The organism is Hyphomicrobium sulfonivorans (assembly GCF_013306565.1).
In the GTDB taxonomy this organism is placed as follows: Bacteria; Pseudomonadota; Alphaproteobacteria; order Rhizobiales; family Hyphomicrobiaceae; genus Hyphomicrobium_A; species Hyphomicrobium_A sulfonivorans.
This window is the reverse complement of the sequence record NZ_PZPO01000001.1, coordinates 515,783-533,446: the sequence shown is the minus strand read 5'-3', so window position 1 is coordinate 533,446 and position 17,664 is coordinate 515,783. Positions and strand designations below refer to the sequence as shown.

Below are 17,664 nucleotides of genomic sequence, written 5' to 3'. Positions count from 1 at the left end.
GGATTAGCGGACAACATACCGGGCTCGCACCGGCATAACGGGGGTGGCATCATGCCAATTGATGGCGCCAGCAGCGCTGATCAATCCGTCATGTGTTGGACTATAGGATGCTAATGCTAACAATGAATTATCCCGTCATGCTTAGACAGATAATCAAGCTTGATTGGCGTGCAGATGAATAAACTCACAGTGCAAACGATTGGTGCGGAGCGCTGCAACGCCGGGTAATTCAATGGATATTGGATATGGCCTGCGCAAAAAAAAAATGCGCAGAAAGAACGCCCGTTGATGCGGGCGGACCTTCTGCGCGAGGGAGGACTATCGTCCGTCCTTGGCGTCGGCAGTGATTAAGAAGTGTTAGCGGTTGTGTGCGCAGTCGTTGAATAGGCGCCACATATCGGGGGTGCCAGCTTCGATTGCGCGCGCATAAAGATAGTTGCAGTCGTTGGGGAGGCGCGAGCCAGTATTGTTCGGCGGCGTTTGCAGCAGGTCATTATAATCCATGCTGATGAACGGCACTGCGCCCATCGCATAGGGATTGCGGCGACCGGGAACGGGGCCGTAGCCAGGACCACCGGGGCGATAGCCGCGTTCGACACCGCCGGGACCAACCGGACCATAACCGCCGCCGCCAGGGCGCGGTTCAAATCCGCCGGCATGGGGGCCGTTGAAACCACCACTAAAGCCGCCGTGTCCGCCACCGAAGCCACCGCCGCCGCGGCCCTCGGCAGTCATTGTAAGTGCTGCAACAGCGAGCGCCGCGCCGCAGCAGGCCGACAGCGCAGTGTAAAATTTCGCCATGGCATTCCCTCCGAAGTCAGATGTCGGCTAACGTGCCGAGGCTGTATGACCACAGTCGCCGAAAGCCATGAAACTTCGATAAAATGGATTGTTCGGGGTATCCGACGCAAAGTTAGATTGTGTTAATCAGTGACTTTCGCAGCCACTCCTTGCGAAAGAAAATGCCGGATTTTCAACGGCATTGGCGCGCAGTCATTCGCGCATGCAGAGTTGTACGCATGCGGAAAAATTTGTTGCACGGCGCTTGGTGCGGCATTGGATGCCGGCTCGTTTGGCATCGTCGCGTTCAGCTGCGATGATAGGGGTGGCCGGCCAGAATGGTCGCGACACGATAGAGCTGCTCGACAAGAACAGCCCGCGCCAGCCCGTGCGGCAGGGTCATTGGCCCGAGCGAGAGCTTCAAGGCGGCGCCGGTAAGGGTCTCGCTGCCGTGCCCGTCGGGCCCACCAATTAGGAAGGCCAGCGTCTTGCAGCCGCCATCGCGCTGCTGTCCGATCCAGGCTGCGAACGCTTCGCTGGATAGCGTTTTGCCATGCTCATCAAGAACGACGCGGGGCGTGGTCGGACCGGCGACTTTCAGCAGTCGGGTGGCTTCGTCCGCCTTGCGCGCGTCAGCCGAGCCGGCGCGGCTTTCGTTCAATTCGTGGATGGTCAGCGGGCCGAGCCCGAGTGGGCGCGCGGTGGGGTCGAAGCGCTTCGCATAACGCTCGACGAGTTCGCGTTCGGCATCTTTAAGCCGTCCGACAGCGGCAACGGTCAGTCGCATAATAGCAGAGGGCCTAACTAGGGAGATGGGCCGGCGCGGGCGGAGCGTGACATGCTTCACCGCAATCAGTTCGTCGCTGGGCATCGCCTGCCCGTAGATGAAACGCCGCCGAAGTAGACGCAACTCTTGTCGTCGCGCATCCGGTGTGATTGGCGACAGAGCCGTAGCCGGTGGCTGCGCAGGCCAAACAAAAAAGGGGCGTTTCCGCCCCTTGTCGCATCAGTGCGCCGTTTTCGGCTCTTCCGGCCGATCGGCTGACCACATTTTTTCCAGGTTGTAGAACTCGCGCACTTCCTGACGGAAGATGTGGACGATGATGTCACCGGTATCGACCAGAACCCAATCGCTGGTTTGACGCCCTTCGGTGCGCACGCTAGCGCTGCCGCCTTCTTTCAGCTTGCGGGAAAGCTGTTCGGAGATGGCGCTAACATGACGATCTGATCCGCCAGTGGCGACGACCATAAAATCACCGATTGAAGACTTTCCTGCCAGATCGATGGTTACGATGTTCTCGGCCTTGGCCTCATCGAGCCAGAAAACGATCTGTTTCAGCAGGTCTGCCGCATCCCGCCCGTCAGGGAGGGGATCGGCATGAGGCGGGCCACTGTGGGCTCCCTCAAGCGCGGTTCGCATCGTGTGCCAGTCATCCCTTTCTCGTGGCGCTCCAACCGGGAGCTTGCGCTACGGAGCGCTATTCAACTCTCACAGATAGTGCGCCGTATACGCTCTTCAACGGTCAGCATCTGCCAGCCGCTATGTGGAGCATACGGTGCGATCAGCGGTTTCAGCAATAGTTAATGGATGTAAAGGTTCTGGTACGGTTAGGGTCGGTTCGACGAAAACATTTTTAATTCATGGCGTTGCGTCATCGGAAGGGGTGCGCAGCGAGGTTGAGGACAGCTCCGAAAGGCGCGTCGTCAGGAAGGCCCACGAGGGCGGATCTGCCATCGGCAGCAGGGCGGCGCGGGATTCGGGCAGGCGAAAACGGGCGAGTGCACGGGCGGCGGGCGAGGCGAGTGCCGCGTGTCGCCAGCCCGGCCGATCAACGATCGCGATCGGCACCAGATTTGCGATGCCGCGCCAGTTCTGCCAGCGGTTGAAGCCGACCAGATTGTCAGCGCCCATAATCCAGACGAAGCGCACGCCCGGCATGTGCTGCTTGAGATAGCGCAGGGTGCTGAACGTATAGCGCGCAGAAAGGCCTTGCTCGAATCCGGTGACGACGATGCGCGGATCGTTGCGGGTGAGGCTGCGGCTGGCGGCGATGCGCTGCTCAAGTGTTGGCAGGCCATCGTTCTGCTTGAGCGGATTGCCCGGCGTCACCATCCACCACAGGCGATTGAGCTGCAGTCTGCGCAGGGCCGTCTCAGCGCACGCCAGATGGCCTTCATGGGGTGGATTGAACGTGCCGCCCATCAGCCCGATGCGCTCACCGGCAAAGGCAAGCGGTGGGACGATGGAGCGGTTGGTTGCGTGCGGGGCTGGATACGACATTCAGGTGGGCTGCATGGGCGAATTTCGATCGGGCTTCGGGGAAAGCGGCCGTCATGGTTTGCATGAAGCGGAGCCGTGCCGGCACTGTAGCCTGTTTTGCGGCTTTAGCGATTGAAAGAGTTGAACGATGAGCAAAGCCACCCGGACGATGTTGGTTCCAAACTGCCGCAAATTAAGCGCTTTTCATCGCCTCCGCTCTCGGCGGTGTATGCGCGCATTCGCCATGCAACTTCGGTAACGGCCCGGTGACAATTGCTCTGTCATTGCTCTTGCTGCGCGCGCATTGCGCTGCGCGTTCGGGAGGAAACAAATGCGCAGGCGCCAGTTCCTGGGTTCGGCGGTGGGTGCGGCTGCTATTGCAGCGCTTTCTGACAAGGGAGCGTCTGCGGCATCGGTGGTCGGCAGTGCCGGCGGTGGCGCCATCCCGCGTGTGCTGGCGCCATTTCTGGCTCTCCCCGGCGTGAAGGGCGCGCAGATCGATGTGGATCATGCTGACCAGCCATGGCGTGCATCATACAACGCCGATGCAGCGCTGTTCTGCGGCAGTTGCTTCAAGACCTTTGTGCTTGCGGCATACCTGCAAGAACTGGAAGCTGGCCGGCAGGATGAGGCTGAGCAGCTTGCTATTGATGACAGCAATCGCGCGTTGAGCGGCCCTGTCTATGAACATGTCTCAGGAACCATCGCGGCACGATATGTGCTGGAGGCGATGATCGCACACAGCGACAACACCGCGACGGACGCCATCATGAATCGCGTTGGCGCCGAGCGCGTACGCAAATTCATTGCGGACGCGGGGCTGAAGGATGTGCGCATCCCTGATTCAACGCGGAAGTTTTTCTCGTATCTCACCGGATCGCAGCCAGGTGTCGATCTGGGCTGGAAGGCGCTGAGTGAAATCGTTCAAAACGACAAGGCAGATACCTCGAAATATCGCCCGGCGTTGAATGACGTTTCGACGATGGCGACGCCGGCTTCGCAACTGGTCGACTACTATAAGCGCGCTTTGAGCGGCGCGTTTTTCAAGCAGCCCGAGACGCTGGCCGAATTCCGTCGCATTTCAGCAATGGCCGATGGCATCGTTGCATCCGTGCCTGCGGGAACGGCGGCGTATGGCAAGGGCGGTTCCATTGACTGGAACGGCTTCCACTGCATGGCCATCGGCGGCCAGATGATGGTGCGCACGGTGCCGGTGACATTCTCGTTCATTGTGAACTGGAACGATGCCGACGGACCACAGGACAAGACCGTGGCCGCATATGTCAAAAGCGTTTCAAGCGTGCTGACCAAGGTTCATGACAAAATCACACAGGCGCAAAGTTGAAATGAAAAAGAAACGCGCACGGCGGTCGATCGTGGGAATGTTGGCATCCATGTTGTTGGCGGTGCCAGTGATGGCAGAGCCGAAACTAGATGGCGAAGAGGAAGTGAACGCCGCGCTGACGCAATGGACGCGCGACTTCAATGCGGGAAAAGCGGACGCCGTGTGCGATTTGTTCTCGACCGATCTGAAGTATGATTTTCGCGGTTATCCGGAGCGGGATTACGCGGACATATGCGACCGGCTCAAGCGTTCGCTGTCAGATAGCGGGCGCCGATATTCATACGGACTGAACATCCGCGAAGTGATCGTTGAGGGAGACATGGCGGTTGTCCGGCTCACATGGACGCTGACGGTGACGCTGCCGAACGGGCAGACGGTGACGTCGGTGGAGCCGGGCATGGATGTGATGCGCAAGGGGGCAGACGGTAAATGGAAAATCGTTCGCTACATTGCCTATGAGGCGCCTGGGCGCGTAACAAGCGACGAGTAAAGAAACGAATGGCGCCTGAACGCGTTGTGACTGTTGATAGTTGAGTTCAGGAGTAGTCAGATGAAAGCAGGAATTAGCACGCTGGCAGTGCTTGCCCTAATGGCAGCGCCTGCGTTTGCGCAGGATGCACCGTCCCAGACAACCGAGCCTTCAGGCACGCAGACTGATCGGATGGCGCCACCACCATCAACAACGCCATCGGCTTCCGATCGGGGCGCTACAACAACTCCTTCCACAACATCTCCTTCAATGGGATCGCAAGCAGCGGCCCCTGCATCTGGTATGCGCGAAGCTGAAAACGATGACATGATCGTGCCGCAGCTCAACGCATCGGTCGATGATGTCGAAGACATGGACATCTACGACAGCACCGGCCGCAAGATTGCGGAGGTTGAAGCTGTCGTGATCGATGGAACGGGCACTGTGCGCGGGCTTGTGATCGAGCATGGCGGTCTTCTCGGCATCGGTAGCCGTGAGGCCATTCTGGAAATTGGCGATGTGCAGCTGAAGGACGGCCGACTCGTCGTCAATATGACGGAAGAGCAATTGCCGTCGCTGCCTGAGTGGCGGAAGTAACGGCTGCATCTGAATGCATAAAACGCGCGACGGGAAACCGCCGCGCGTTTTTGTGTGCGAGCTGCTGGTGCGGCGCTGAGCTCACATGTCGAGCACGACGCGGTAGCGCGCCTTGCCGGCGACCAGATGTTCGATGGCGTCGTTCACGCGCGCAATCGGGAAATGTTCGGTTTGAGGAAGGATGTTGTGGCGCGCCGCGAATTCCAGCATGTCGCTGATCGTGACGGGGGAGCCAGTGGGCGAGCCGGATACGCTTTTTTGCTGCGAGATCAGATCGAACGCCATCACCGGGATCGGCTTGAGAACCGCACCGACGACATGCAGACGGCCTTTCGGGCCGAGAGTGCCGAGCATTGCGCGCCAGTCCAGCGGCACGTTTACGGTGACGATGAGCAGATCGAGTTTGCCGGCCAGACTTTTCAGATCGTCGGCATTGCGCGTGTTGACGACGTTGTGTGCGCCGAAGCTGCGCGCTTCATCCGCCTTAGAGTCCGTTGATGTGAAGGCCGTAACCTCGCAGCCCCAGGCGTTGGCGAACTTCACCGCAAGGTGGCCAAGCCCACCGATGCCGACAACGCCAACGCGCGATGTGGGCTTGATGTCGAATTCTGACAGTGGTGCAAATACGGTGATGCCGCCGCACATCAACGGGCCGGCATCGGCGGCGGAAAGCCCGTCTGGAATTTTGACGACCCATGGCCACTGCGCGCGCACGCGATCGGCAAAGCCACCATGGTGGCCGACGATGGTCGGCACGACTTCGGCGCAGAGATGCTGATCGCCATCAAGGCAGGGGTGGCAGTGGAGACAGCTTTGCGCGCTCCAGCCGAGGCCGACACGGTCGCCAACCTTGACGCCCTTTGCCTGCGGTCCGACAGCGACGACGCGGCCGATGACTTCATGACCGGGCACGACCGGAAATGAGGTAATGCCCCACTCATTGTTGATGACCGAAAGATCGGAATGACACAGGCCGCAGTGCTCAACCGCGATCTCCACTTCCTCGGCGCCGATGGGTCCGGGATCGTAGCTGAAGGGCTCAAGCTTCTGCTTTGCGGCCGTTGCGGCCCATGCGTTGATCATGGCGTGCCTCGGGGTTGCTTCGATGTTGGATGGGATGGTCAGCGGCGACCGCGCCGTGAGGTGGCGCGATCCCATGCGCGCTGCTGGGATGGCGTGCACCATGGGTTGCCGTAATAGCCAGAGCGACCGTTGATGCGCGTGCAATCCTTCACCGGCGGCGCGTGATTGCGCACGGCCTTTTGGGGGCGCGCGTCAGCGTTGACGGTAAGTGCGGGGGCAGCAATCAGCGCAGCAATCATGAGGCTCAAAGAACGCAGCATTGCACCTTGTTCCTTTTGTATTGGTTTTGCCAATGGCCTTCGGTTCGCAGCGCTGGGGGCCTGACGTGCTTATGAAGGACGCGTCTGGCCGTTACCCATTACCACGTATTTGAAGCTTGTAAGCTGCTCAACGCCGACCGGACCCCGTGCATGCATCTTGCCGGTGGCGATGCCGATTTCACCGCCGAAGCCAAACTCGCCGCCGTCGGCAAACTGCGTTGAAGCGTTGTGCACGACGATGGCGGAATCCACTTCACGCTGGAAACGCGCTGCGGTGTCGGCGTCGTTGGTGACGATGGCGTCGGTGTGCTGCGTGCTGTAACGGGCGATGTGCGCCAGCGCGCCATCGATGCCGTCAACCTCGCGGGCGGAGATGATGGCGTCGAGGTATTCGGTGGACCAATCAGCATCGGCGGCGGGCTTCACGCGGGCGTCAGCCTGCTGTGTTGCGGTGTCGCCGCGCACTTCGCAGCCTGCATCCAGCAGCGCCTTCACCAGCGTGGGCATGAACGCGGCCGGTGCGCCGCTGTCGACCAGCAGCGTTTCGGTGGCGCCGCAAACGCCGGTGCGCCGCATCTTGGCGTTCAGCACGATATCGACGGCCATCGCCAGATCGGCGTTGCGATCGACGTAGGTGTGACACAGGCCTTCCAGATGCGCGAACACGGGCACGCGCGCTTCATTCTGCACGCGCTCGACAAGGCTTTTGCCGCCGCGCGGAACGATGACGTCAACGGTGCCGTTGAGGCCGGTCAGCATCATGCCGACAGCGGCGCGATCGGGCGTCGGTACCAGCGAGATGGCCGCTTCCGGCAGGCCAGCTGTCTTGAGGCCAGCAACCAGCGCCGCATGGATGACGCGCGAGGAGTGAATGCTTTCCGAACCGCCACGCAGAATGGCAGCGTTGCCGGCCTTGAGCGCCAGCGCGCCCGCATCAGCGGTTACGTTCGGACGGCTCTCGTAAATGATGCCGATGACGCCAAGCGGCACGCGCACGCGCTGGAAGCGCAGGCCGTTGGGACGCTGCCATTCGGCCAGCACGGTGCCGATCGGATCGGCCAGCTTGGCGATCTCGGCGATGCCGTCGGCCATGGCGTTGATGCGCTTTTCGTTCAGCAGCAGGCGATCGATGAAGGATTCCGGGCGGCCAGCAGCGCGCGCGGCTTCAATGTCCTTCACGTTGGCGGCAAGGATTTCCGGCGTGGCGGCGCGCAGCGCTTCGGCGGCGGCGATGAGGGCGTTGTTCTTGGCTTCCGGGCTGGCGAGAGACAGCAGGTGCGCGGCAGCGCGGGCACGGCGCCCCAACTCCAGCATCGCGTCTTCAGTGGCAGTATCCATGCGCTCGGGCTTGTTCATTGTCGTGTTCAATCCGGTCTGGTGCATCCATCAGGTGCGATGCAAGGCCATGTCGTCGCGGTGGATCAGCTCATCGCAGCGCGACACCCCTAATATAGTGGCGATCTCCGCACTTTTCTTGCCAATGATCTGTTCGGCGTCCGGGCGGGCGTATGACACCAGCCCACGGCCCAGTTCGCGGCCATCGGGTGCACGGATGATAACAGCGTCGCCGCGGTCGAAGTTGCCGTCAATTCGTACCACGCCCGCCGGAAGCAGGCTTTTGCCGGCTGCCAGCGCCTGCTCGGCACCGGCATCGACATGCACCTGGCCTTTCGGTTCGAGCTGTCCGGCGATCCAGCGCTTGCGGGCGGTTCTCGGATCGGAGTGGGCGAGGAACCATGTGCACGGCGCGCCTTCGGAGATGGAGCGCAGTGGGTGCAGCACCTTTCCGCTGGCGATGACCATGTGCGTGCCAGCGCCGAGGGCGATCTTGCCAGCCTCGACCTTGGTGCGCATACCGCCCTTGGAAAGCTCGGTGCCGGCATCGCCCGCCATGGCCTCGATGTCGGCCGTGATGGCAGTGACAACATCCAGCCGCACCGCGTTCGCGTTTTGCTGCGGCGGAGCGGTATAAAGGCCGTCGATGTCCGACAGCAGCACAAGGCAGTCAGCCGACACCATCGATGCCACGCGCGCCGACAGGCGATCATTGTCGCCATAGCGGATCTCGGTGGTGGCGACGGTGTCGTTCTCGTTCACCACCGGCAGCGCCTTCAGCTCCAGCAGTGTTTCGATAGTGCGGCGCGCGTTCAAGTAGCGGCGGCGTTCTTCGGTGTCGCCCAGCGTGAGCAGGATTTGCGCGGCGATCAATCCACGCGCGCGCGCCATGTCCTGATAGGCATGCGCCAGACTGATCTGGCCCACGGCGGCGGCGGCCTGGCTCTGTTCCAGCTCCAGCGCGCCCTTGGGCAGCTTCAGGGTGTGGCGGCCCTGGGCGATGGCGCCGGACGAGACCAGAACCACCTCTTTGCCCTGGGCAGTCAGCTCGGCGACGTCATCGAGCATGGATGACAGCCATTCGGCCTTCAGCGCACCGGTGTCGCGATCGGTCAGAAGGGCTGAGCCGATCTTCACAACGATGCGGCGCGCGGCCGTCCATTCGCTGCGTACCGGAATTGCGTTGGCTTGTTCTTTGTGTGCCATGTTTTGCGCGGCCATCCGCCGTATCAGGGGTTCCGGCACGCCTGATAGCCCAGTCGGGGCCTGAGCGGTAGTCTCCGCACGCCAGATAGCCCTCCCAGCACCCTAATTGTGCCGGACCGTCGCGGTAGTTGCAGCCCGGCTCAATGCCCGGAAAACGGTCAGGGGCGGGGGTGAGCGCCGGAAAAGGACGGCCCCAGGGAAAACCGGAAACAGAGGGGCGGACGATGGCTGAGGTTCTGGACATCTATGAGGCCAATGCGCAGGCGTGGGACATGGACCGCGGCCGGGCGGGCGAGCGGCTGATGGAGCGGCCGTATCTCGATCGGCTGATCGCCGGCCTCGAAGCAACAGCGCCCCACGTGTTGGATGTCGGCTGCGGTTCGGGCGATCCGATCGCGCGTTACCTGATCGAGCGCGGCTGCCGCTTGACGGGCGTCGATGGTGCGGAGGCGATGGTGCAGATCTGTGCCGACAAGTTTCCGCAGATGAATTGGATCGTCGCCGATATGCGCACGCTGGATCTTGGCCAGCGCTTCGATGCTATCATTGCGTGGGATAGTTTCTTCCATCTGGAAGCGGACGCGCAGCGGGCGATGTTTCCGATTTTCGCGCAGCATATCGCGCCGCGCGGACTGCTGCTTTACACGTCCGGTCCGTCACATGGTGAAGCGATCGGTGAGATTTACGGCCGCTCGCTGTATCACGCGAGTCTTGCGGCGGAGGTATATCGCAGCCTGCTAAGCGCGAACGGCTTCACGGTGCTGGTGCATACGGAAAATGATCCGCAGTGCGGCGGCCATACGGTGTGGCTCGCGCAGGCGGATTGAGCAAAATACGGGATGGTTGGCGGGCGGCACGCGCGTAAATCTGCGCGCGCCGCTTATCGTGTGTCAGTCTGCGGAACGGCGGACTTCAAGAGCCAGCAGAGTGAGGCTGACGCCCTGCAGCAGCAATGCTGCGCCAACGATGGTGCCGAGCGTCCAGCCCGCGGACGACGGCAGATCGAACAGGATCAGCAGGCCGGCAACGATGGAAATCACGGCTGACAGGATCAACCAGCGGCGGCTGCCTACGTTCGTCATGCCGCCGCCCACCATCAGCGAGGTGATGCCCTGCGCCACCAGCGTCGCGGCGACGATCATGGTCAGCGAAAGCAGGCCGAGCGTCGGATAGACGAAAATCAGGATACCGCCGAGAATGAAGATGGCGCCGCCCAGCATCTGCCAGGGAGCATGGCTCCAGTCACCGGAACGCAGGCCATGCATCAACTGGAACACACCGGCCGCAACCATCGCCGCAGCGATCCAGATCTCGGTTGTGAGTGAGGCTGTCACAACGCCCATCGGCGTCGTGAGAATAAGAAAGCCGAACAGCGTCAGCACTAGGCCTAAGGCCAGAAGCCAGCCCCAGCTCTGATGCAGCTTTGAGCGCAATCCGGGGGTGTTTGCCATGTCTTTGTCCTGCATTCGCGGTTGTTGGCGCGGCCCAAATGGCGAGCCGATGGTGACGCGGATGCAGGTGGGCGGATAAATTCGCCAACGTCCTCGGAGATCATCCGGGTCGAGGGCGATCTAACACGCGACATCCCTATTTTTTGCTAACCGATAGGGCGGCGAGCGCCTGTCTGGCCGCGGTTGCGCCACTCCAGATCGCGCCGCTGTAGCCGCCGTAGCCACCGTAGGCAGAACTGAGAAACAGCCGGTCGATGGCCGTGCGCGGGGTGCGCGCCGACCCGTGCCAGATCGGCGTTGATGGCGGCAGCGGCGCGAAGCCATAGACAGCGCCTTGCGGAGCGCCGAGATAGGAATTGATGGAAGCAGCGGTGTTGAACACCGACGTTTCAACGGCGCTGGCGAAGCCGGGGTAGGTGCGGTCGAGCGACTGGATGATCGCCTGTTTCCATGCTGCGCGCTTGGCCTCGTAGCTTTCAGCATCGAGTCCGTGCCAGTTGGCCATGCGATCCACGCCAATGACCGACAGCGAATACGGCGGACCGCCGAGGCCACTGTCGATGGCGGAATAGTTTGCAATCGCCAGCGGCGGCATGGCCTCGCCTGGCATGGCGGCCAGAAGATCCGCACTGCGGCGATAATCGGCGAGCGATCGCATCCATTCCGGCAGCAACATGGTTGTGTAGGAGCCGAGCCCGAAATGGGCGGGCGGCTGCGCCATGCCGAAGGTTGCGGTGAACAGCGAGATCGACAACGGCGAACTGGCATACGGCGCCATGAAGCGCTCGCGTGTGCCGTTGGGCAGCATGGGTGCCATGATGGACGGCGCAACGCCGCTGACGACGATTGGCGCGCGTACCTCGACGGGATCACCGCCCTGCTTGCCTTCGTGGACAACGCCGACCGGCGCGCCGCTGTCGTCGAACAGGATCTGCGTCACCGTCCGACGCAGCAGAAGCTGTCCGCCTGCGCCGCGCATGGATTTAGCCAGCGCGTTGCTGAGCCGCTGCGAGCCGCCATGCACGAAGCGGATGCCGGAGGCGATGTTGCCGCCCTGAGCGAGCGCGAACAGAATCCACCACAGACTGTCCGGATCATCGTGCCAAAAAAGCATGTTGGCGGCGATGGCACACTTGGCGGCTTCGTTGTCGCCAAGTGTGCGTTGAAGCTGCTGCGACAGCGAACGTCGCCAACCCGTAACAGCGGGACCAAGATCCTTCAGCGCATCGATGGTGAGCAGCGGATCTGACAGCGCGCCTTGATGCTGGCTCAAGGTGCCGATGCTGGTGGTGATGCGCTCCATGTCGCCGAGCAGGTCAGTGATGCCGACGCGGAGTGAAGGGAAGCGGTCGACGAGTGCATCGCGTGCAGCGCTGATGCCTGTTGGCAGAACGAACGACGGGCCAATCGGGCCACCGCGCACATCGTAGATCGATCCGGCAGCGATCCATTGCACTTTGTCGGTGACGTCGAGCGCCGCCAGCGCGGCGTGCTTGGGATCGATCGGCGAATGGGGATCAGTCGTCTCGTGCAGCGATGCTTCAATTGTCACGTCGCCGGCTTTATACGTGGAAGCAGCGCCGCCGACACCATAGTTGCGCTCAATCAGGAGCGTGCGGCACCCTGCTTTCGCAAGCGTGGCGGCGGCGGTCAATCCGCCCAAACCCGCACCGATGACAATGGCGTCGTACTGATTGCTCATGCTTGGTGGTGTCCTTGCCTCAACGCCAGCGGCGTCGGTCATGGCTTATTCGAGCCGAACGTCTGAATATAGCCTTATGGGGACGGCTGCGACGCAAACGCGCGTCAACTCGCGACGGCGTTCTTCTGCGCGTGATCGGCCAGGAATGCTGTCATTTCGTCAGCGGTGATCGGGCGTGAGAACAGATAGCCCTGGAGCTGATGACAGCCGGAATGCTGCAGCCAACGGCGCTGCTGTTCGGTTTCAACGCCTTCCGCCGTGATGGTCAGATCCAGATCCTGACCGAGCTTGATGATTGAAGCGAGAATGACGGTACTATCCTGCGGCGCGCCGGCGCTTTCAATGAAGCTGCGGTCGATCTTTAATTTGTCAAATCCGAAACGGCGCAGATAGGAGAGGCTTGAATAGCCGGTGCCGAAATCGTCGAGGGCCACTTTGACGCCCAGATTTTGCAGCCCTCGCATTTGTTCGTTGGCGCGCTTTTCGTCGGCCAGCAGCACGCTCTCGGTCAGTTCGATCTCAAGCCGTTGAGCTGGGAACTGAGTTTCATTGAGAACGTCCCGTACAACTTCGACGACGTCGCCGTGGTGGATCTGCGAAGCCGATACGTTGACGGCGACGTTTATGTGCGGCCACATTTTGCCGTCTTGCAGCGCGCTGCGCAGCACGTGTTTGCCGATTTCCTGGATCACACCGGTTTCTTCGGCCAGCGGAATGAATATTTCCGGCGACACAGGGCCGAGTGTTGGATCAGACCACCGCGCCAGCGCCTCGACGCCGAGTACGTGGTGCCCGGATGCGTCCATCAACGGCTGATAGAGCACGCTGATCGTTCCGTCCGCCACCGCATCGCGCAGGGCCATCTCAAGCATGTGCCGATAGGTAGCCTCGGCATCCATCTCGGGCGTGAATGCCAATGCACGCTCAACGCCGGCCTGCTTTGATTTGTCGAGTGCCAGATTGGCCCGGCGCAGCAGTTCATCGCCGCCGCGACCGTCCGTCGGACCGATCGCATAGCCGGCTGATGCCGTGGCGAAGACTCGGGTGCCACCCTCCAGAATGTAGGGCTCGGCAATCGCAGCGATTGCATCGTTGGCCAGTTTATGGGCCTGATCCGGGCCTAGTCCGGGCGCAACAATCACGAAGGTTGCCCCGTCCAGACGGGCGATTAACGATTTGTCCGGTAGCAGTTTTGCAAGGCGACGACTGGTTGCAATCAACACCGCGTCACCGATAACGCTGCCAAAGGCATCGTTGATGGCCTTGAACTGATTGATGTCGATTTCCAGGACGGCCAACGTGTTTCGGTCATTCTGGGTGAGACGCAACATCCGAGGCAGACGTTCGCGCAGGGCCATGCGGTTGGGAAGTTGCGTCAGGCCGTCGGTGCGCGCGGCAAGCTTTGCATGCTCTTCGCTTTGAAGCAGCGTGTGCGCATGGCGGCGGCCCCACGAAATCAGCAAATACGTAAGCAAACTGATCATCACCAGAGCCAGAAGAAGCCCTGGAATCACGCGGCGGATAAATTCAGCGCTGGGACGCTTGTTAAGCCACAGCAGTTTTCCGACTGTTGCCCCTTCGCGGGTGAAGATGTCCTGACTTGTCGTGTTTTCGGCGCCAAGCGTTGCTGCAGGCATGACGCCGGCGGAGGCTCCTTCCCATCGCATGCTCTCGTAGCCGAACGCTTTGCCCAGTTCCGCAGTGAAAATCTTGTCCAGATTTTCCACCGCAACAAGCAGCATCGGCGGTTCGCCGTCCTGCATTTCCACCACGCGCCCTTTGTCGGGCATCACAGTGGAGACAACGACGGTTGACGGCCGCCCATCGATGTTCCGGGTGTCCGCCACGGCGACGTGCTCGGCGGATTTGCCATTTCCAAGCGTGATCCTGGTGACGATTGGGTTGTATTCCGCCATCTGTTGCGGCGCGCGCGCGGCACGCACAAGGTCATCCAACTGACCACCAATATCGGCGAAGTTCAGGCTGCCCTGCGCCTCTGGATCATAGCCAAAGATCGGAGCATCTTTTTCATCCAGCACGTACAGGCGATCGTAGCCCAACAGGCGGCCTAGATAGCTGCCGTAAAAGTTCTGCATCCAGGCCGTGTCGCGGGCCTTCGTCCTTTCAAACGCGTCGGTCCAGATCGTCTGCGGACGTAATTCGCGTGCGAGGCTGTGTCCGTGTTGCCTGATGGCATGCTGGATCGTCTCGCGCTGGCGCAGCAAGGCTATGTTGTCAGCTTCCCGCGCACCGATAAGCAGCGATGCCATGACCACAGCAAGCGACGCGACCGCCAGGGCGACGATCGGAAAGGTCACGAAAGCGGTACTTCGATGCGACAACTGCTCGGTCCTGCGATGGCTCGCAAATTCCATATTCCGGCATTATTGCTGCCGGAGTTGAACAAGCGGTAATTCTACGCCTGGGCGGAGGTATCGCGGTGAGCGCTTTGTTAATGTGGGGCGATAAATCAACGGACATGTCGCCGATGGCTGATGCAACCCTATGGGGTTGTCAGCCTCAGCATGATCCGACATGCAACGTTTGCCGGCTCATGATCTGAATGCGATATTTTTTGCAGGTCGCGCGGGCGGGCGAGCCATTGCGCACGGCGGTTAGCGCTTGGCTTGGCTAGGGCTGCGACTCTTCTAGGGCTTCCAGGGCCCCTTCTCCGGTTCGCTGGCTTCCTTTTCCTCCGCTTTTGAGCGGCGGATCTCTCGCACCAGAGCAAACAGCGCATCGCGCACGCCGTCGCGAGAAACAGACGAAATCATCATCGGCGTTTTCCGGGAGGCCTTTTTGAGTGCCGCAAACCGCTCCTCGAGCGTCTCCTTGTCGATCGCGTCGCACTTGGACAGCGCGACCAGCTCCTTCTTTTCGTCGAGGTCTGCGCCGTAGGCTTTCAGTTCGTCGCGTACGGTATGATAGGCCGTTGCTACGTCATCTTCGGTGGCATCGACCAGATGCAGCAGAACCTTGGTGCGTTCTACATGGCCAAGGAAACGCGTACCCAAGCCCGCGCCCTCGCTGGCGCCTTCGATCAGTCCGGGAATGTCGGCCAGCACGAAATCGGCATCACCAACCTCCACCACACCCAGGTTGGGATGCAGCGACGTGAACGGATAGGATGCGATCTTCGGCTTTGCGGCGCTCACGGCAGCGAGGAACGTCGACTTGCCAGCGTTCGGCATGCCGATGACGCCCGCGTCGGCGATCAGTTTCAGACGCAGCCAGATGGTGAGTTCTTCACCGGGCTGCCCCGGATTGACCCGGCGTGGCGCCTGATTGGTGGCCGACTTGAAGTGAGCGTTGCCGAAGCCGCCATTGCCGCCGCGGGCCAGCAGCGCGCGGTCGCCCGGCTGCTCCAGATCGGCAAGCATTGTCTCCTGATCTTCAGCGAAAATCTGAGTTCCAGGCGGCACTCGCAGGATGCAGTCCTCGCCGTTGGCGCCGGAGCGATTGCGCCCCGCGCCGTGGCCACCCTTCTTGGCCTTGAAGTGCTGCTGATAGCGGTAGTCGATGAGGGTGTTGAGATTGTCGACGCATTCGGCCCACACGTCGCCACCCTTGCCGCCGTCGCCGCCGTCGGGTCCGCCGAACTCGATGAACTTTTCGCGCCGGAACGACAGCGAGCCGTTTCCGCCCGCGCCCGATGCGATGTAGATTTTTGCTTGATCGAGAAACTTCATCGCATTTGGCTCCGCCAGCGGCCAAGCAGTTGTTTCCAGAAACCGCGTCCGCGCGTGTACAATATCATTTCAACCGTGCACTGACGTGCAACGCTCCACAGGGCACCGGTCCCTGTGGGCCGGAAGCCGAGTTTGCGGATGACACGTGCAGAGGCTGCGTTGTCGACGAAGTGACCACAGGTCAATCGCTCAAACCCGGCTTCCTCGAAGCAATGCGCCATCAGTGCGGATGCAGCTTCCGTTGCGTAACCGTTGCCCCACCAGGGCTTACCAATCCAATAACCGATTTCCGCCTCGCCGCTATCATGATGGATGTAGCCGACAGCGCCAATCAGTTCGCCATTCAACTCAACCACCCGCACGAATTCATCCGCTTCGAGGGATGCAATCCAGAGATCAGCCTCAACGAGGGAATATGGGTGCGGAATGCGCGATGTCATCCGCGCAATATCCCAGTCTCCGGCGTATTCGGCGACGCGGGCTGCATCGCGTGACGTGATCGGGCGATAGGTGAGGCGCGGCGAGCGCATAGGGGCGCTCCGAGGATGAACGTGGCGTACCAGCTGGAGTGCCACGGTGACGAATGGAAACGGATGTCCAGTTGAGCAAAAAGGGGGACGCAGCGCATCCCCCTTCGTAAAGCTCAGCAATCGGCGCGGATTTTACTCCGCAGCCTCAGCAACAATCTCGCGCACCGAGATGTAGGTGCGGCCGTTGCTCTTGGTCTTGAACTCGACGCTGCCTTCGACAACGGCGAAGATCGTGTGATCCGTGCCCATTCCAACGCCGTTGCCGGGGTGCCACTTGGTGCCACGCTGGCGGCAAAGGATGTTACCGGGAATGACGTGCTCGCCGCCGTAGCGCTTTACGCCAAGGCGTTTGGAGTGTGAGTCGCGGCCGTTCCTAGTTGAACCGCCTGCTTTCTTTTGTGCCATCGTTCAAATCCTCAAATTCCGAGCGGCTGCCTCAGGCGCCGATGATGCTCTTGATGCGGATCTTGACGAGATCCTGGCGGTGGCCGCGCTTGCGGCGGGAATTCTTGCGGCGGCGCTTCTTGAAGGAGATGACCTTCGGGCCGCGGGTTTCTTCAACGAACTCGGCAACGACCTTGGCGCCGGAAACCAGCGGGGTGCCGATCTTGGGGTTGTCGCCACCGATGAGCAGAACCTCGGTGAACTCGACATCCGAACCGGCCTCGCCGGCGATCTTCTCGATTTTGATGACGTCGTCAGCAGCAACACGGTACTGCTTGCCGCCCGTCTTGATGACAGCGTACATAGCTATTCCTTCAGCATTTTCCGCGCCCTATGGCGCCGCAGGCTAGCTGCGGTCTTTATAAGATCGCCTCGAAAGACGGGCGAACAGGCCTCGGGCAGCGCGTTGCGCGCCCCCGGTTAAGGGTGCGCGAGAAGGCGGGTTTATCCTAGAATATGAGCTAGTTGTCAATCGGTTCCAAAGTGAACGGATCGATCCGCCTCGCTTGGTGC

18 protein-coding genes and 1 pseudogene are annotated in these 17,664 nt (G+C 61.2%); 4 read left to right on the top strand and 15 right to left on the bottom strand.

Annotated features, from left to right (window positions below; translation table 11 throughout):
* Nucleotides 1–357 precede the first annotated feature (357 nt).
* The 4 genes from C6Y62_RS16165 to C6Y62_RS02400 all read right to left on the bottom strand — a co-directional run bounded on the left by C6Y62_RS16165 (nucleotide 358) and on the right by C6Y62_RS02400 (nucleotide 3,061).
* On the bottom strand, nucleotides 358–801 hold the full coding sequence (locus C6Y62_RS16165) for a hypothetical protein (RefSeq protein ID WP_198491331.1): 444 nt from the start codon (nucleotides 799–801) through the stop codon (nucleotides 358–360).
* A 286-nt stretch (nucleotides 802–1,087) separates the two neighbouring features.
* A complete protein-coding gene (rlmH, locus tag C6Y62_RS02410; protein WP_173953057.1) occupies nucleotides 1,088–1,567 on the bottom strand; it encodes a 23S rRNA (pseudouridine(1915)-N(3))-methyltransferase RlmH in 480 nt (159 codons plus the stop codon).
* A gap of 219 nt (nucleotides 1,568–1,786) precedes the next feature.
* Nucleotides 1,787–2,200 carry a ribosome silencing factor gene (gene rsfS, locus C6Y62_RS02405; protein ID WP_068463289.1) on the bottom strand — a complete coding sequence of 138 codons (414 nt, stop codon included), beginning with the start codon at nucleotides 2,198–2,200 and terminating at the stop codon, nucleotides 1,787–1,789.
* Between the two features lie 219 nt (nucleotides 2,201–2,419).
* On the bottom strand, nucleotides 2,420–3,061 hold the full coding sequence (locus tag C6Y62_RS02400) for a nicotinate-nucleotide adenylyltransferase (protein ID WP_173952642.1): 642 nt from the start codon (nucleotides 3,059–3,061) through the stop codon (nucleotides 2,420–2,422).
* Between the two features lie 310 nt (nucleotides 3,062–3,371).
* Here C6Y62_RS02400 and C6Y62_RS02395 point away from each other — a divergent pair, with 310 nt between their 5' ends.
* The 3 genes from C6Y62_RS02395 (at nucleotide 3,372) to C6Y62_RS02385 (ending at nucleotide 5,451) form a co-directional block, all read left to right on the top strand.
* Nucleotides 3,372–4,385, top strand: a complete 1,014-nt coding sequence (locus C6Y62_RS02395; RefSeq protein ID WP_173952641.1) for a serine hydrolase — start codon at nucleotides 3,372–3,374, stop codon at nucleotides 4,383–4,385.
* Between the two features lie 70 nt (nucleotides 4,386–4,455).
* Nucleotides 4,456–4,875, top strand: coding sequence for a YybH family protein (locus tag C6Y62_RS02390; protein ID WP_173952640.1), 420 nt, complete (start codon nucleotides 4,456–4,458; stop codon nucleotides 4,873–4,875).
* Nucleotides 4,876–5,157: 282 nt separating this feature from the next.
* Nucleotides 5,158–5,451 (top strand): PRC-barrel domain-containing protein, encoded by a 294-nt coding sequence (locus C6Y62_RS02385; RefSeq protein WP_173952639.1) that lies wholly within the window; start codon nucleotides 5,158–5,160, stop codon nucleotides 5,449–5,451.
* A gap of 81 nt (nucleotides 5,452–5,532) precedes the next feature.
* Here the strand turns inward: C6Y62_RS02385 and ahr are convergent, their stop codons facing one another.
* The 4 genes from ahr to proB form a co-directional block, all read right to left on the bottom strand.
* Nucleotides 5,533–6,534, bottom strand: coding sequence for an NADPH-dependent aldehyde reductase Ahr (gene ahr / locus C6Y62_RS02380; protein ID WP_173952638.1), 1,002 nt, complete (start codon nucleotides 6,532–6,534; stop codon nucleotides 5,533–5,535).
* A 38-nt stretch (nucleotides 6,535–6,572) separates the two neighbouring features.
* Nucleotides 6,573–6,794: a hypothetical protein gene (locus C6Y62_RS02375; protein ID WP_173952637.1), complete on the bottom strand. Its 222-nt coding sequence runs from the start codon at nucleotides 6,792–6,794 to the stop codon at nucleotides 6,573–6,575.
* A gap of 69 nt (nucleotides 6,795–6,863) precedes the next feature.
* Nucleotides 6,864–8,150 carry a glutamate-5-semialdehyde dehydrogenase gene (locus C6Y62_RS02370; protein WP_173952636.1) on the bottom strand — a complete coding sequence of 429 codons (1,287 nt, stop codon included), beginning with the start codon at nucleotides 8,148–8,150 and terminating at the stop codon, nucleotides 6,864–6,866.
* A 30-nt stretch (nucleotides 8,151–8,180) separates the two neighbouring features.
* Nucleotides 8,181–9,335 carry a glutamate 5-kinase gene (gene proB / locus C6Y62_RS02365; protein ID WP_173952635.1) on the bottom strand — a complete coding sequence of 385 codons (1,155 nt, stop codon included), beginning with the start codon at nucleotides 9,333–9,335 and terminating at the stop codon, nucleotides 8,181–8,183.
* Nucleotides 9,336–9,559: 224 nt separating this feature from the next.
* Here proB and C6Y62_RS02360 point away from each other — a divergent pair, with 224 nt between their 5' ends.
* Nucleotides 9,560–10,162 carry a class I SAM-dependent methyltransferase gene (locus tag C6Y62_RS02360; RefSeq protein WP_173952634.1) on the top strand — a complete coding sequence of 201 codons (603 nt, stop codon included), beginning with the start codon at nucleotides 9,560–9,562 and terminating at the stop codon, nucleotides 10,160–10,162.
* A gap of 63 nt (nucleotides 10,163–10,225) precedes the next feature.
* On the opposite strand, the gene C6Y62_RS02355 is transcribed toward C6Y62_RS02360, so the two are convergent.
* From C6Y62_RS02355 to rplU, 7 genes and pseudogenes are all read right to left on the bottom strand, one after another.
* Nucleotides 10,226–10,786 (bottom strand): HdeD family acid-resistance protein, encoded by a 561-nt coding sequence (locus C6Y62_RS02355; RefSeq protein ID WP_173952633.1) that lies wholly within the window; start codon nucleotides 10,784–10,786, stop codon nucleotides 10,226–10,228.
* 136 nt (nucleotides 10,787–10,922) lie between these two features.
* Nucleotides 10,923–12,530 carry a phytoene desaturase family protein gene (locus tag C6Y62_RS02350; protein ID WP_246274235.1) on the bottom strand — a complete coding sequence of 536 codons (1,608 nt, stop codon included), beginning with the start codon at nucleotides 12,528–12,530 and terminating at the stop codon, nucleotides 10,923–10,925.
* A 62-nt stretch (nucleotides 12,531–12,592) separates the two neighbouring features.
* Nucleotides 12,593–14,806 carry an EAL domain-containing protein gene (locus C6Y62_RS02345; protein ID WP_173952632.1) on the bottom strand — a complete coding sequence of 738 codons (2,214 nt, stop codon included), beginning with the start codon at nucleotides 14,804–14,806 and terminating at the stop codon, nucleotides 12,593–12,595.
* 330 nt (nucleotides 14,807–15,136) lie between these two features.
* A complete protein-coding gene (obgE, locus tag C6Y62_RS02340; protein ID WP_173952631.1) occupies nucleotides 15,137–16,177 on the bottom strand; it encodes a GTPase ObgE in 1,041 nt (346 codons plus the stop codon).
* Nucleotides 16,174–16,707 (bottom strand): GNAT family N-acetyltransferase, encoded by a 534-nt coding sequence (locus tag C6Y62_RS02335; RefSeq protein ID WP_068463263.1) that lies wholly within the window; start codon nucleotides 16,705–16,707, stop codon nucleotides 16,174–16,176. The genes obgE and C6Y62_RS02335 overlap by 4 nt, the downstream gene beginning before the upstream one ends.
* A 132-nt stretch (nucleotides 16,708–16,839) precedes the next feature.
* Complete coding sequence (gene rpmA / locus C6Y62_RS02330) at nucleotides 16,840–17,112, bottom strand: 50S ribosomal protein L27 (RefSeq protein WP_173952630.1); 273 nt, start codon at nucleotides 17,110–17,112, stop codon at nucleotides 16,840–16,842.
* Nucleotides 17,113–17,152: 40 nt separating this feature from the next.
* A pseudogene (gene rplU, locus C6Y62_RS02325) lies at nucleotides 17,153–17,455 on the bottom strand (50S ribosomal protein L21); the annotation flags it as partial.
* Nucleotides 17,456–17,664: the final 209 nt, after the last annotated feature.